The sequence below is a fragment of the Pseudomonas sp. SDO5522_S412 genome (assembly GCF_054071215.1).
Genome location: NZ_JBSVWQ010000006.1, coordinates 68,265 through 82,656, shown reverse-complemented (window position 1 = coordinate 82,656; position 14,392 = coordinate 68,265). Strand labels below are relative to the sequence as shown.

General features: G+C 61.8%; 11 protein-coding genes. 7 read left to right on the top strand and 4 right to left on the bottom strand.

What is annotated here, in order from left to right; all coding sequences use genetic code 11:
* Positions 1-87: 87 nt before the first annotated feature.
* The 4 genes from ACW9I6_RS03150 to ACW9I6_RS03135 form a co-directional block, all read right to left on the bottom strand.
* On the bottom strand, positions 88-828 hold the full coding sequence (locus ACW9I6_RS03150) for a YciK family oxidoreductase (protein WP_003218829.1): 741 nt from the start codon (positions 826-828) through the stop codon (positions 88-90).
* Between the two features lie 189 nt (positions 829-1,017).
* Entirely contained in the window at positions 1,018-1,689 is a 672-nt protein-coding gene (mupP, locus tag ACW9I6_RS03145; protein WP_003218827.1) for an N-acetylmuramic acid 6-phosphate phosphatase MupP, read from the bottom strand.
* Positions 1,690-1,693: 4 nt separating this feature from the next.
* Positions 1,694-2,392, bottom strand: coding sequence for a bifunctional 2-polyprenyl-6-hydroxyphenol methylase/3-demethylubiquinol 3-O-methyltransferase UbiG (gene ubiG, locus ACW9I6_RS03140; RefSeq protein WP_003218825.1), 699 nt, complete (start codon positions 2,390-2,392; stop codon positions 1,694-1,696).
* A 63-nt stretch (positions 2,393-2,455) separates the two neighbouring features.
* The gene (locus ACW9I6_RS03135) at positions 2,456-3,787 is read right to left on the bottom strand and encodes a TRZ/ATZ family hydrolase (RefSeq protein WP_003218823.1); all 1,332 of its coding nucleotides are present in this window, start codon (positions 3,785-3,787) and stop codon (positions 2,456-2,458) included.
* Between the two features lie 108 nt (positions 3,788-3,895).
* Here ACW9I6_RS03135 and mtnA point away from each other — a divergent pair, with 108 nt between their 5' ends.
* The 7 genes from mtnA (at position 3,896) to cmk (ending at position 14,383) form a co-directional block, all read left to right on the top strand.
* The gene (mtnA, locus tag ACW9I6_RS03130) at positions 3,896-4,972 is read left to right on the top strand and encodes an S-methyl-5-thioribose-1-phosphate isomerase (protein ID WP_003218821.1); all 1,077 of its coding nucleotides are present in this window, start codon (positions 3,896-3,898) and stop codon (positions 4,970-4,972) included.
* Between the two features lie 302 nt (positions 4,973-5,274).
* The gene (gyrA, locus tag ACW9I6_RS03125; RefSeq protein ID WP_003218817.1) at positions 5,275-7,938 is read left to right on the top strand and encodes a DNA gyrase subunit A; all 2,664 of its coding nucleotides are present in this window, start codon (positions 5,275-5,277) and stop codon (positions 7,936-7,938) included.
* Between the two features lie 218 nt (positions 7,939-8,156).
* Positions 8,157-9,242, top strand: a complete 1,086-nt coding sequence (gene serC, locus ACW9I6_RS03120) for a 3-phosphoserine/phosphohydroxythreonine transaminase (protein WP_003218814.1) — start codon at positions 8,157-8,159, stop codon at positions 9,240-9,242.
* Entirely contained in the window at positions 9,242-10,336 is a 1,095-nt protein-coding gene (gene pheA, locus ACW9I6_RS03115; RefSeq protein ID WP_003218812.1) for a prephenate dehydratase, read from the top strand. Before serC ends, pheA begins: the two co-directional genes overlap by 1 nt.
* A 9-nt stretch (positions 10,337-10,345) precedes the next feature.
* Positions 10,346-11,458, top strand: coding sequence for a histidinol-phosphate transaminase (hisC, locus tag ACW9I6_RS03110; RefSeq protein ID WP_457338880.1), 1,113 nt, complete (start codon positions 10,346-10,348; stop codon positions 11,456-11,458).
* 28 nt (positions 11,459-11,486) lie between these two features.
* Complete coding sequence (locus ACW9I6_RS03105; protein WP_457338879.1) at positions 11,487-13,697, top strand: bifunctional prephenate dehydrogenase/3-phosphoshikimate 1-carboxyvinyltransferase; 2,211 nt, start codon at positions 11,487-11,489, stop codon at positions 13,695-13,697.
* On the top strand, positions 13,694-14,383 hold the full coding sequence (gene cmk / locus ACW9I6_RS03100) for a (d)CMP kinase (RefSeq protein WP_003172653.1): 690 nt from the start codon (positions 13,694-13,696) through the stop codon (positions 14,381-14,383). Before ACW9I6_RS03105 ends, cmk begins: the two co-directional genes overlap by 4 nt.
* The last annotated feature ends 9 nt before the right edge of the window (positions 14,384-14,392 follow it).

Genomic DNA, 14,392 nt, shown 5'->3' with positions numbered 1-14,392 from the left:
GTGGATCAGTCGATATCTCTGTTGACTGACACTCCGCCTTCGCGAGCAAGCCCGCTCCCACATTAGGTTGTACTGTGTTCCAGATAGTTATTGCGCGTCAAACGCCTGCCCATTGATGCCGGTACTGTCCGGCCCCATCAGGTACAGGTACACCGGCATGATTTCCTCCGGTGTCGGGTTATCGGTCGGGTTCTCCCCTGGATACGCCTGGGCCCGCATGCTGGTGCGGGTGGCGCCTGGGTTGATGCTGTTGGCGCGCACCGGTGCGACGTTGTCCAGCTCGTCCGCCAGGGTTTGCATCAGCCCTTCGGTGGCAAACTTCGACACCCCGTAAGCCCCCCAATAAGCCCGGCCCTTGCGGCCCACGCTGCTTGAGGTGAACACCACCGACGCATCCTGGGACAGCTTGAGCAGCGGCAACAGCGTGCTGGTCAGCATGAACATCGCGTTGACGTTCACATGCATCACCCGCATGAAGTTCTCGCCGGACAACTGCTCGATCGGTGTGCGCGGGCCGATGATCGAGGCGTTGTGCAGCAAACCGTCGAGGTGGCCGAACTCCTTTTCGATCATCGCTGCCAGCTCATCGTATTGATGGGGCAGGGCGGTCTCCAGGTTGAACGGGATCACCACCGGCTGCGGCTGGCCGGCGGCTTCGATTTCGTCGTAGACCTGAGCCAGGTTGGCTTCGGTCTTGCCCAGCAGCAGCACGGTGGCGCCGTGGGCCGCATAGGTTTTGGCCGCCGCTGCGCCAATCCCGCGACCGGCGCCGGTGACCAGGATGACCCGGCCCTTGAGCAGTTCTGGACGTGCGGAGTAATCAAACATAAACAACCTCGACAAAGTTCACAGAAAATCCATGTGATTGATTGCGGCTAAGGCTGGCCAAGGCTTCTGTGGCGAGGGAGCTTGCTCCCGTTGGGTTGCGAAGCAGCCCCAGCTTTTCGCGACTGCTGCGCAGTCGAACGGGAGCAAGCTCCCTCTCCACAAAATTGCAGCAACCTCAGGCAGTCCCGATCAGCAGCTGCACAGCGCGCTGTCCAGCACTTTGCGCAATTCCAGCGGGTGATCCACCACCACATCGGCACCCCAGTTGCGCGGGTTGTCGTCCGGGTGGATATAGCCGTAGGTGACCGCCGCGGTACGAGTGCCGGCGTCGCGGCCCGACTCGATGTCCCGCAGGTCATCCCCCACGAACAGCACGCTGGCCGGGTCCAGGTCGAGCATCTTGCACGCCAGGATCAACGGTTCCGGGTCCGGCTTGCTGTTCTTCACGTGGTCCGGGCAGATCAGCAGCGCCGAGCGCTCGGCCAGGCCCAGCTGCTGCATGATCGGTTCGGCAAAGCGCAGTGGCTTGTTGGTGACCACGCCCCAGATCAGCCTGGATTTCTCGATATCCACCAGCAGCTCCTCCATGCCCTCGAACAGCTTGCTGTGGATCGCGCAGCCCTTGAGGTAACGCTCGAGGAATTCCTGGCGCAGCTCTTCAAAGCCCGGGGACTCGGGGTCCATGGAAAAGGTCACGGCGACCATCGCCCGGGCGCCGCCGGAGATTTCATCGCGGATGTGCTGGTCGTTGATCGGTGCCAGGCCGCGGTCAGCGCGCATGGCCTGGCAGATGGCGATAAAGTCTGGCGCGGTGTCCAGCAGGGTACCGTCCATGTCGAAAAGAACCGCTCGCAACTTCACAGGCTTACTCCTCGCGCAGGGTCTGGATCATGTAGTTGACGTCAACGTCGCTGGCCAGCTTGTAGTGCTTGGTCAGCGGGTTGTAGGTCAAGCCGATGATGTCCTTGACGGTCAGCCCGGCCTGACGGCTCCAGGCGCCCAGCTCGGAAGGGCGGATGAATTTCTTGAAGTCATGGGTGCCGCGGGGCAGCAGCTTCATGATGTATTCGGCACCGATGATCGCGAACAGGTACGCCTTCGGATTGCGGTTGATGGTGGAGAAGAACACCTGGCCACCGGGCTTGACCATGCGGAAGCAGGCGCGGATCACCGAGGACGGGTCCGGCACGTGCTCGAGCATTTCCAGGCAAGTGACCACGTCGAACTGCCCGGGCATCTCTTCGGCCAGCTCTTCGGCGGTGATCTGCCGGTATTCGACGTTCACGCCGGACTCCAGTTGGTGCAACTGGGCCACGGCCAATGGCGCTTCGCCCATGTCGATACCCATCACGGTGGCGCCGCGCTGAGCCATGGATTCACTGAGGATCCCGCCGCCGCAACCCACATCCAGTACCTTCTTGCCGGCCAGGTTGACGCGCTCGTCAATCCAGTTGACCCGCAGCGGGTTGATGTCGTGCAGGGGTTTGAACTCGCTTTCGCGGTCCCACCAGCGATGGGCGAGGGCTTCGAATTTGGCGATTTCAGCGTGGTCGACGTTGCTCATGGGGAATCCTCTAAATCTGATAAAACGTTTTGCCGGCCCTGGCATGCGTTGCCAGGGCGGGTGTTATTCGCTGTGTCCGCTGATGCGCTGGCCCCAGGCGATGGCCGTGGCGCACAACTGTTGTTCATCCAGGCGGGTCAGTTGCCGGTCGTCGAGCAATTGCTTGCCGCCGACCCAAAGGTGTTTCACACAATCGCGTCCGGTGGCATATATAAGCTGTGAGACCGGATCGTAGATCGGTTGTTGCGCCAGGCCCGACAGGTCGAAGGCCACGATGTCAGCGGCCTTGCCGACTTCCAGCGAGCCGATTTGACTTTCCAGGCCCATGGCCCGGGCGCCGTTGAGGGTGGCCATGCGCAGGGCGCGGTGGGCATCCAGGGCGGTGGCCGAGCCGGCGACGGCCTTGGCCAGCAGCGCGGCGGTGCGGGTTTCGCCCAGCAGGTCGAGGTCATTGTTACTGGCCGCGCCGTCGGTGCCTACTGCCACATTGACGCCGGCTTGCCACAGGCGTTCCACCGGGCAGAAGCCGCTGGCCAGTTTCAGGTTGGATTCCGGGCAATGGATCACGCTGGTGTTACTTTCTACCAGCAAAGTCAGGTCGTCATCGCTGATTTGGGTCATGTGAACGGCCTGGAAGCGCGGCCCCAGCAAACCCAGGCGGCCAAGCCGTGCCAGCGGGCGTTCACCACGCTGTTCAACGGACTGCTGCACTTCGAAGGCGGTTTCATGCACGTGCATGTGGATCGAGGCGTCCAGTTCCTCGGCGATCACCCGGATTTTTTCCAGGTTTTCATCGCAGACGGTGTACGGCGCGTGCGGGCCGAAGGTGATTTTGATCCGTGGGTGATGCTTGAGGTCGCCGAACAGCTCGACGCCCTGGCGAATCGCCTCGTCGGCGTCAGCAGCGCCGGGAATCGGGAAATCCAGGATCGGGATGGCGATTTGCGCACGCATGCCGCTGTTGTGCACGCGTTCGCTGGCGACTTTCGGGAAGAAGTACATGTCCGAGAAACACGTGATGCCGCCCTTGATCTGCTCGGCGATGGCCAGGTCAGTGCCGTCGCGGACGAAGGCTTCGTCGACCCACTTGGCCTCGGCGGGCCAGATGTGGTTTTCCAGCCAGGTCATCAGCGGCAGGTCGTCGGCCAGGCCGCGAAACAGCGTCATGGCCGCGTGGCCGTGGGCGTTGATCAGGCCGGGGCTGAGCAGCATGCCCGGCAGTTCACGCACTTCGCTCGCTGCGAGCTTCAAGGCCGCGGCGCGTGGGCCGATAAACGCAATGCACCCGTCACGAATGCCCAGGGCGTGCTCCTTGAGCACTACGCCGGCAGGCTCGACAGGTACCAGCCAGGTGGGCAGCAGCAATAAGTCGAGCGGGGCGGCAGTCGGTGTCATCGAGGGCAGTTTCCCAGGCATCTATAAAGAACGGCGAAGTATACCCGAGCGTCCTGGCTGGCGGATCGCTATAATCGGCGGCTTTTGTTCATGAGTGCGGGGTGAGGGATGCGCGATCGACTGTTGGCTGCGGAGAAAGTGAAGGCCATCGACTGGCGTGATGGCGCACTGTACCTGCTCGATCAGCGTATTTTGCCGTCTGCAGAAACCTGGGTCGCCTGCACCAGTGCTGCCGAGGTGGCCGAGGCCATTCGCACAATGGTGGTGCGGGGTGCGCCGGCCATTGGCATCAGTGCGGCGTATGGCCTGGTGCTGGCCGCTCGTGCCCACATCGCCGAGGGCGATGACTGGCAGGCCGCCTGGGAAGAGGACTACGCGCTGCTGGCGGATACCCGCCCGACCGCGTCGAATCTTTTCTGGGCCATGAAGCGCATGCGCGATTGCCTCGATCGCCTCAAGAAACACGCCGATCCGTTGAAGGTGCTGGAGGCCGAGGCGGTGGCGATTCACCAAAGTGATCGTGAAGCCAACCTGACCATGGCGCAGCTGGGTGTAGAGCTGATCCGCAAGCACCAGGGCAATGTCCAGGCGATCCTGACCCATGGCAATGCGGGTGCGTTGGCTACCGGCGGCGTCGGTACCGCGCTCGGGGTGATTCGCGGAGCGTTCCTGGAAGGCATGGTGGAGCGCGTCTACGCCAACGAAACCCGGCCCTGGCTGCAAGGCTCGCGGCTGACGGCCTGGGAATTGGCCAATGAAGGCATTCCGGTCACCGTGAATGCCGATTCGGCGGGTGCGCATATCCTCAAGACCAAAGGCGTGACCTGGGTGATCGTCGGTGCCGACTGCATTGCGGCCAATGGCGATGTGGTCAGCAAGATCGGCACCTATCAGCTGGCGGTGTGCGCCATGCATCACGGCGTGCGTTTCATGGTGGTGGCGCCCAGCTCAACCATCGACCTGATGGCGGCCAGCGGTGATGACGTGCCGCTTGAAGAGCGCGACGCCCGTGAACTGCTGGAAGTCGGCGGCACCCGCGTAGCCGCTGATGTAGACGCCTTCAACCCGGTGTTCGACGTGACGCCGGCGGACCTGATTGATGTGATCGTCACTGAAAAAGGCATCGTCGAACGCCCCGACACGGCGAAGTTGGCGCAACTGATGTGTCGTAAACGCCTGCATTGAGGCAATTTGCCCGCAAAAATCCCCTTGGATCCAGCTCTAAGGCCCTCTCGTCGCCGTCAAGCCTGTCATCCGTCAACTTACTATGCTCCATGCGCATCAGGGGGATAGGTGCGTGGCGGCGATTGTGATAACATCCGGCGGTTTCCAGGGTCACCCCACGGGGTAACCTTTAATGCGCAGATCCGTGTCATAACTCGTTGATTTGTCGTAAGTCGTTGCCAGGCATCATGCCAGCAGCGGCGAGCTTCGTTCGTCCCATAGGATGTGACGAGGTTTCACCCGAAAAAGGAATCAGGCTTCTCATGGGCGAACTGGCCAAAGAAATCCTCCCGGTCAATATCGAAGACGAGCTGAAACAGTCCTACCTCGACTACGCGATGAGCGTAATTGTCGGTCGGGCACTGCCTGATGCGCGCGATGGCTTGAAGCCCGTGCACAGGCGTGTGCTGTTCGCGATGAGCGAGCTGGGTAACGACTGGAACAAGCCGTACAAGAAATCTGCCCGTGTTGTCGGTGACGTGATCGGTAAGTATCACCCTCACGGCGACACTGCGGTGTACGACACCATCGTTCGGATGGCCCAGCCGTTTTCCCTGCGCTACCTGCTGGTAGACGGCCAGGGCAACTTCGGTTCGGTCGACGGCGACAACGCTGCGGCCATGCGATACACCGAAGTGCGCATGACCAAGCTGGCGCACGAGCTGCTGGCTGACCTGCACAAGGAAACCGTGGACTGGGTGCCGAACTACGACGGCACCGAAATGATCCCGGCGGTCATGCCGACCCGTATTCCCAACCTGTTGGTCAACGGCTCCAGCGGTATCGCCGTGGGCATGGCCACCAACATCCCGCCACACAACCTCGGTGAAGTCATCGACGGTTGCCTGGCCCTCATCGACAACCCCGAGCTGACCGTCGATGAGCTGATGCAGTACATCCCGGGTCCGGACTTCCCGACCGCCGCGATCATCAACGGTCGCGCCGGCATCATCGAAGCCTACCGTACCGGTCGCGGCCGCATTTACATGCGTGCCCGCTCGATCATCGAAGACATCGACAAAGTCGGTGGCCGCCAGCAGATCGTCATCACCGAACTCCCTTACCAGTTGAACAAGGCGCGTCTGATCGAGAAGATCGCCGAGCTGGTTAAAGAGAAGAAGCTGGAAGGCATCACCGAGCTGCGCGACGAGTCTGACAAGGACGGTATGCGCGTGGTGATCGAGCTGCGTCGTGGCGAAGTGCCTGAGGTGATCCTCAACAACCTCTACGCCCAGACCCAGCTGCAAAGCGTATTCGGTATCAACGTGGTAGCGCTGATCGACGGCCGCCCGCGCATCCTGAACCTCAAGGATCTGCTGGAAGCCTTCGTGCGTCACCGCCGCGAAGTGGTAACCCGCCGTACCGTATTCGAACTGCGCAAGGCCCGTGAACGCGGCCACATCCTGGAAGGCCAGGCTGTTGCGCTGTCGAACATCGACCCGGTCATCGCCCTGATCAAGGCTTCGCCGACGCCGTCGGAAGCCAAGGAAGCGCTGATCAAGATGCCGTGGGAATCCAGCGCCGTAGTAGCGATGGTGGAACGTGCCGGTGCAGATTCGTGCCGTCCGGAGACCCTGGACCCACAATACGGCCTGCGCGACGGCAAGTATTTCCTGTCCCCGGAACAGGCCCAGGCCATTCTGGAACTGCGTCTGCACCGTCTGACCGGCCTGGAACACGAGAAACTGCTGGCCGAGTACCAGGAGATCCTCAACCAGATCGGCGAGCTGATCCGCATCCTCAACAGCGCCGTGCGCCTGATGGAAGTGATCCGCGAAGAACTGGAAGTGATCCGCGCCGAATACGGCGATGTGCGCCGCACCGAGATTCTCGACGCCCGTCTCGACCTGACCCTGGGTGACATGATCCCGGAAGAGGATCGCGTCGTGACCATTTCCCACGGTGGCTATGCCAAGACCCAGCCTCTGGCGGCGTACCAGGCCCAGCGTCGTGGCGGTAAAGGCAAATCGGCTACCGGCGTCAAGGATGAGGACTACATCGCTCACCTGCTGGTTGCCAACAGCCACACCACGCTGCTGCTGTTCTCCAGCAAGGGCAAGGTGTACTGGCTGAAAACCTACGAAATCCCGGAAGCGTCCCGCGCTGCCCGTGGTCGTCCGCTGGTCAACCTGCTGCCGCTGGACAGTGATGAATACATCACCACCATGCTGCCGGTAGACGAGTACACCGAAGGTCACTTCATCTTCATGGCCACTGCGAAAGGCACCGTGAAGAAGACCCCGCTGGAATCCTTCAGCCGTCAACGCAGCGTGGGCCTGATCGCCCTCGAACTGGACGAAGGCGACGTATTGATCAGCGCGGCCATCACCGACGGCGAGCGTGAAGTCATGCTGTTCTCCGACGGCGGCAAGGTCACGCGCTTCAAGGAATCCGACGTTCGTGCCATGGGCCGTACCGCCCGCGGTGTGCGCGGCATGCGCCTGCCGGAAGGGCAGAAGCTGATTTCGATGCTGATCCCGGAAGAAGGCAGCGAGATCCTGACTGCATCGGCCCGCGGCTACGGCAAGCGTACGGCCATCAGCGAGTTCCCCGAGTACAAGCGTGGCGGCCAGGGCGTTATCGCCATGGTCAGCAACGATCGCAACGGCCGCCTGGTCGGCGCGGTCCAGGTGCTGGATGGTGAGGAAATCATGCTGATTTCCGACCAGGGCACTCTGGTACGTACCCGGGTTGATGAAGTGTCGAGCCTGGGGCGTAACACCCAGGGCGTGACCTTGATCAAGCTGGCCAGCGACGAAACGTTGGTAGGCCTGGAGCGTGTCCAGGAGCCATCGGAAGTCGAAGGCGAGGAGCTGGAAGGTGAAGAGGGGATTGCACTCGAGGGGCAAGTGATCGGCGATGCCGATGACGGCGTCGACGAGCCAACACTCGACGCTGCCGCAGACGAAGAAGAACCGCAGGAATAAGCGGACACACAGGGGGCGGATGAAGATTCGCCCCCTTGTTGTTTGTCCCGTTTGAAATACGACGCCGCGCCGCTCTTGTAGGAGCCGGCTTGCCGGCGATGGCATCAACTCGATTCAAGTGAAGCGCCGAGTCGTTTGCATCGCTGGCAAGCCAGCTCCTACAGGGTTCCGCGTTGCGGGATGTTGATTGCAGTCCCACCAGATCAGAGAGATTGGATGTGAGCAAGAGAGCCTATAACTTCTGTGCCGGTCCCGCGGCGCTTCCTGAAGCAGTCCTGCAGCGCGCGCAGGGTGAACTCCTCGACTGGCATGGAAAAGGCCTCTCCGTGATGGAAATGAGCCATCGCAGCGATGAGTTCGTGTCCATTGCCACCAAGGCCGAGCAGGATATGCGCGACTTGCTGGACATCCCGTCCGATTACAAAGTGCTGTTCCTGCAGGGTGGTGCGAGCCAGCAGTTCGCCCAGATCCCGCTGAACCTGCTGCCGGAAGACGGCACTGCGGACTATATCGACACCGGTATCTGGGGGCAGAAGGCCATTGAAGAGGCCTCCCGTTACGGTCACGTCAATGTGGCAGGCACGGCCAAGCCCTACGACTACTTCGCCATCCCCGGTCAGAACGAGTGGAAACTGTCGAAAGACGCGGCCTACGTTCACTACGTGGCGAACGAAACCATCGGCGGCCTGGAGTTCGATTGGGTGCCGGAAGTGGGTGATGTCCCGCTGGTCTGCGACATGTCCTCGGACATCCTCTCGCGCCCGATCGATGTGTCCAAGTACGGCATGATCTACGCCGGTGCACAGAAGAACATCGGTCCGAGCGGCATCCTGGTCAACATCGTCCGTGAAGACCTGTTGGGTCGTGCGCGTTCGCTGTGCCCGACCATGCTCAACTACAAGGTCGCGGCCGATAATGGCTCGATGTACAACACCCCGCCGGCCTTTGCCTGGTACCTGTCGGGCCTGGTGTTCGAATGGCTGAAAGAGCAGGGCGGCGTGGCTGCCATGGGCAAGCTCAACGAAGAGAAGAAACGTACCCTGTACGACTTCATCGACGCCAGCGGCCTGTACAGCAACCCGATCAACCTGACCGACCGTTCGTGGATGAACGTGCCGTTCCGCCTGGCGGATGACCGCCTGGACAAGCCATTCCTCGCCGGCGCCGACGAGCGCGGCCTGTTGAACCTCAAGGGCCACCGTTCGGTAGGTGGCATGCGCGCCTCCATCTATAACGCTGTCGATATCCACGCCGTCAAGGCGCTGGTGGCTTACATGGCAGAGTTCGAAAAGGAACACGGCTAATGTCTGAGCAAGAACTCAAGGCCCTGCGCGTACGCATTGACAGCCTGGACGAGAAAGTCCTGGAGCTGATCAGTGAGCGCGCGCGGTGCGCCCAGGAAGTAGCACGGGTGAAGATGGCTTCCCTGGCTGAAGGCGAAGTGCCGGTATTCTACCGTCCGGAGCGTGAAGCCCAGGTGCTCAAGCGCGTGATGGAACGCAACAAGGGCCCGTTGGGCAACGAAGAGATGGCGCGGTTGTTCCGTGAAATCATGTCTTCGTGCCTGGCACTGGAGCAGCCGCTGAAAGTGGCTTACCTGGGCCCGGAAGGCACCTTCACTCAAGCCGCGGCCATGAAGCACTTCGGTCACGCGGTGATCAGCAAGCCGATGGCTGCGATCGACGAAGTGTTCCGTGAAGTGGCCGCCGGGGCGGTGAATTTTGGCGTGGTGCCGGTGGAAAACTCCACCGAAGGTGCCGTCAACCACACCCTCGACAGCTTCCTTGAGCACGACATGGTGATCTGCGGCGAAGTCGAGTTGCGTATTCACCACCACTTGCTGGTGGGCGAAAACACCAAGACCGACAGCATCAGCCGCATCTACTCCCACGCCCAGTCCCTGGCCCAGTGCCGCAAGTGGCTGGACGCGCACTACCCGAATGTGGAGCGCGTGGCGGTGTCCAGCAACGCCGAAGCGGCGAAGCGGGTCAAGGGTGAGTGGAACTCGGCGGCGATTGCCGGCGACATGGCTGCCGGCCTGTATGGGTTGACGCGCCTGGCCGAGAAAATCGAGGATCGCCCGGATAACTCCACGCGCTTCCTGATGATCGGCAGCCAGGAAGTGCCGCCGACCGGCGACGACAAGACATCGATCATCGTCTCCATGAGCAACAAGCCCGGCGCGCTGCATGAGCTGCTGGTGCCGTTCCACGACAACGGGATTGACCTGACGCGAATCGAGACTCGTCCTTCGCGCAGCGGTAAATGGACTTATGTGTTCTTTATCGACTTCGTCGGCCATCACCGCGACCCACTGGTCAAGGGTGTGCTCGAGAAAATCAGTCAGGAAGCCGTGGCACTCAAGGTGCTGGGCTCTTACCCGAAAGCGGTTTTGTGAGGCTTTAACATGAGTGGCAACTTCCTCGCCCTGGCGCAGCCGGGCGTGCAACAACTGTCGCCTTACGTTCCGGGCAAGCCTGTGGACGAGCTGGCGCGTGAGTTGAATCTGGATCCGTCGAAGATCGTAAAGCTGGCCAGTAACGAAAACCCGATGGGCCCAAGCCCCAAGGTGCTGGCCGCGATTCGTGAGGCGCTGGCCGAGCTGACCCGTTATCCCGATGGTAACGGCTTTGAGCTCAAGTCCCTGCTGGCGAAAAACTGCCGCGTTGATATCAACCAGGTGACCCTGGGTAACGGCTCCAACGATATTCTGGAGCTGGTCGGCCGCGCCTATCTGGCGCCGGGCTTGAACGCGGTGTTCAGCGAGCATGCATTTGCGGTCTATCCGATCGTCACTCAGGCCGTTGGCGCCGAGGCGCGTGTGATTCCTGCGAGAGACTGGGGTCATGACCTGCCAGCCATGCTGGCGGCCATCGATGACAATACTCGTGTTGTGTTTATCGCCAACCCGAACAACCCGACCGGCACCTGGTTCAGCGCCGAGGTGCTGGATAACTTCCTGCAGGACGTGCCGGAGCATGTACTGGTGGTGCTGGACGAGGCATACATCGAGTACGCCGAAGGCAGCGACTTGCCGGACGGCCTGGACTTCCTCGCGGCTTATCCGAACCTGCTGGTCTCGCGCACCTTCTCCAAGGCTTATGGCCTGGCGTCGCTGCGGGTCGGTTACGGCTTGTCCACTGCGGTGGTGGCCGATGTGTTGAACCGTGTGCGCCAGCCATTCAACGTCAACAGCCTCGCGCTGGCGGCGGCTTGCGCTGCGGTGCAGGACACCGAGTACCTGGAAGAAGGCCGTCGCCTCAACGAAAGCGGCATGCTGCAATTGCAGGAAGGCTTCCGTGAGCTGGGCCTGGGCTGGGTTCCGTCCAAGGGCAACTTCATCTGCGTCGACCTCGGCCAAGTGGCGGCTCCTGTGTTCCAGGGCTTGCTGCGCGAGGGTGTGATCGTGCGTCCGGTGGCCAATTACGGCATGCCGAACCACCTGCGCATCACCATCGGTCTGCCTGCTGAAAACAGCCGCTTCCTCGAAGCGCTGGCCAAGGTTCTGGCTCGTGGTTGATGTCACTGCATTGCAACCTGCTGTACCTATGATCGGTCGCCTGGTGGTGGTCGGTCTGGGATTGATCGGCGGCTCCTTTGCGAAGGGCCTGCGGGAAAGCGGCCTGTGTGGCGAAGTGGTCGGTGTGGACCTGGACCCGCAATCGCGCAAGTTGGCGGTGGAGTTGGGTGTGGTGGACCGTTGCGAGGCTGACCTCGCTGTAGCCTGCCAGGGCGCGGATGTCATTCAGCTGGCGGTGCCGATCCTGGCCATGGAGAAGTTGCTGGCGCTGTTGGCCGGCATGGATCTGGGCCAGGCAATCCTGACCGATGTCGGCAGTGCCAAGGGCAATGTGGTGCGTGCGGCGCGGCTGGCCTTTGGTGGCATGCCTGCGCGGTTTGTGCCCGGGCATCCGATTGCCGGGTCCGAGCAGAGCGGGGTGGAGGCGTCCAATGCGCAGCTGTTCCGTCGCCATAAAGTGATTCTGACACCACTGGATGAAACCGATCCTGCGGCACTGGCCGTGGTGGATCGGCTCTGGCGCGAGCTGGGGGCGGATGTCGAGCATATGCAGGTCGAGCGCCACGATGAAGTGCTGGCAGCGACCAGCCATCTGCCGCATTTGCTCGCATTTGGCCTGGTGGATTCGCTGGCCAAGCGCAACGAGAACCTCGAGATTTTCCGCTACGCCGCCGGTGGTTTCCGCGACTTTACCCGGATCGCCGGTAGTGATCCGGTGATGTGGCACGACATCTTCCTTGCCAACCGCGATGCGGTGTTGCGCACCCTGGACACGTTCCGCAGCGACCTCGACGCCTTGCGCGACGCGGTCGATGCTGGCGACGGGCACCAGTTGTTGGGCGTGTTCACCCGTGCGCGGGTGGCACGGGAGCATTTCAGCAAGATTCTGGCGCGTCGGGCCTATATGGATGCTGCAGTAAACGCGGATGACCTGGTGTTTCTCGCCAGTCCCGGTGGCCGCTTGAGCGGGCAGATCCGCGTGCCTGGGGATAAGTCGATCTCCCATCGCTCGATCATGCTCGGTTCTCTGGCGGACGGTGTCACTGAAGTCGAAGGTTTTCTGGAGGGGGAGGACGCCCTGGCGACTTTGCAGGCGTTCCGCGACATGGGCGTGGTGATTGAAGGCCCGCACCATGGGCGCGTCACCATCCACGGAGTTGGCCTGCATGGCTTGAAGCCGGCGCCAGGTCCGATCTATCTGGGTAATTCCGGCACCTCCATGCGGTTGTTGTCCGGTTTGCTGGCGGCCCAGCGCTTCGACAGTGTGTTGACGGGTGACGCCTCGCTGTCCAAGCGCCCGATGAATCGCGTGGCCAAGCCATTGCGCGCAATGGGTGCGGTGATCGAGACCGGGCCGGAAGGGCGCCCGCCGCTGACCATTCGTGGCGGCCAGGCACTCAAGGGGCTGACCTACGCATTGCCGATGGCCAGCGCTCAGGTCAAGTCCTGCCTGTTGTTAGCCGGGTTGTATGCCGAGGGTAAAACCTCGATTACCGAACCGGCGCCGACCCGCGACCATACCGAGCGGATGTTGCGCGGTTTTGGGTATCCGGTGGAAGTGGCGGGCGCTACGGCTGCGGTCGAGTCGGGCCATGCGTTGACCGCGACCCATATTGAGGTGCCTGGGGATATTTCCTCTTCGGCGTTCTTCCTGGTGGCGGCGTCGATTGCCGAAGGCTCCGAGCTGTTGCTTGAACATGTGGGTATCAATCCGACCCGTACCGGCGTGATCGATATCCTGCGACTGATGGGCGCTGACATCACCCTGGAAAACCAACGGGAAGTGGGTGGTGAGCCGGTCGCTGATTTGCGTGTTCGTGCGGCGCGGTTGAAGGGGATCGAGATTCCTGAAGCCCTGGTCCCGCTGGCTATCGATGAGTTCCCGGTGTTGTTCGTGGCTGCGGCGTGCGCCGAAGGCCGGACGGTATTGCGTGGGGCAGAGGAGCTGCGGGTCAAGGAGTCCGACCGGATCCAGGTCATGGCCGACGGTCTGCTTGCGCTGGGCGTGAAGTGTGAACCGACACCTGATGGGATTATTATCGATGGTGGCGTGATCGGCGGTGGTGAAGTCCACGCCCATGGCGATCACCGGATTGCCATGGCCTTCAGCGTGGCTTCCCTGCGAGCGGCTGCGCCGATTCGTATCCATGACTGCGCCAACGTGGCTACGTCTTTTCCGAATTTTCTTACACTGTGTGCCCAAGTCGGCATCCGTGTTGCCCAAGAGGCTCAATTGTGAATATCAAAGCACCGGTGATTACCATCGACGGGCCAAGTGGCTCGGGCAAGGGCACGATCGCCGGCATCCTGGCCAAGCGCCTGGGCTGGTGCCTGCTGGATTCCGGGGCGCTGTACCGCTTGCTGGCCTTTGCCGCCCGCAACCATGGCGTCGATCTGACCAACGAAGAATCGCTGAAGCTGCTGGCTGCGCATCTTGACGTGCAGTTCGTCGGGGCGACCGAAGGTCATCCCCAGCGCATCATCCTGGAAGGGGACGATGTGACCGACGACCTGCGTAACGAGCAGGTCGGCTCCTGGGCTTCCCAGGTCGCCGCATTGCCGGCGGTGCGCGATGCTTTGCTGCAGCGCCAGCGGGCTTTCCAGGAACCGCCGGGTCTGGTGGCCGATGGCCGCGACATGGGCACGGTGGTCTTTCCCGAGGCGCCGCTGAAGATTTTCCTCACGGCCAGCGCCGAGGAGCGGGCCCGTCGCCGTTACTTGCAGTTGAAGGGCAAAGTCGATGGTGTTAGTCTGTCGAGTCTGCTAGATGAGATCCGTGCACGCGATGAGCGTGATACCCAGCGTGCGGTAGCCCCGCTCAAGCCGGCGGCTGACGCCATACAGCTGGATTCCACGGAGTTGTCCATCGAGCAGGTGCTGGAACGCATCTTGAGTGAGATCGCCATTCGCGATATCGCCGGGTGACCAAGAAGG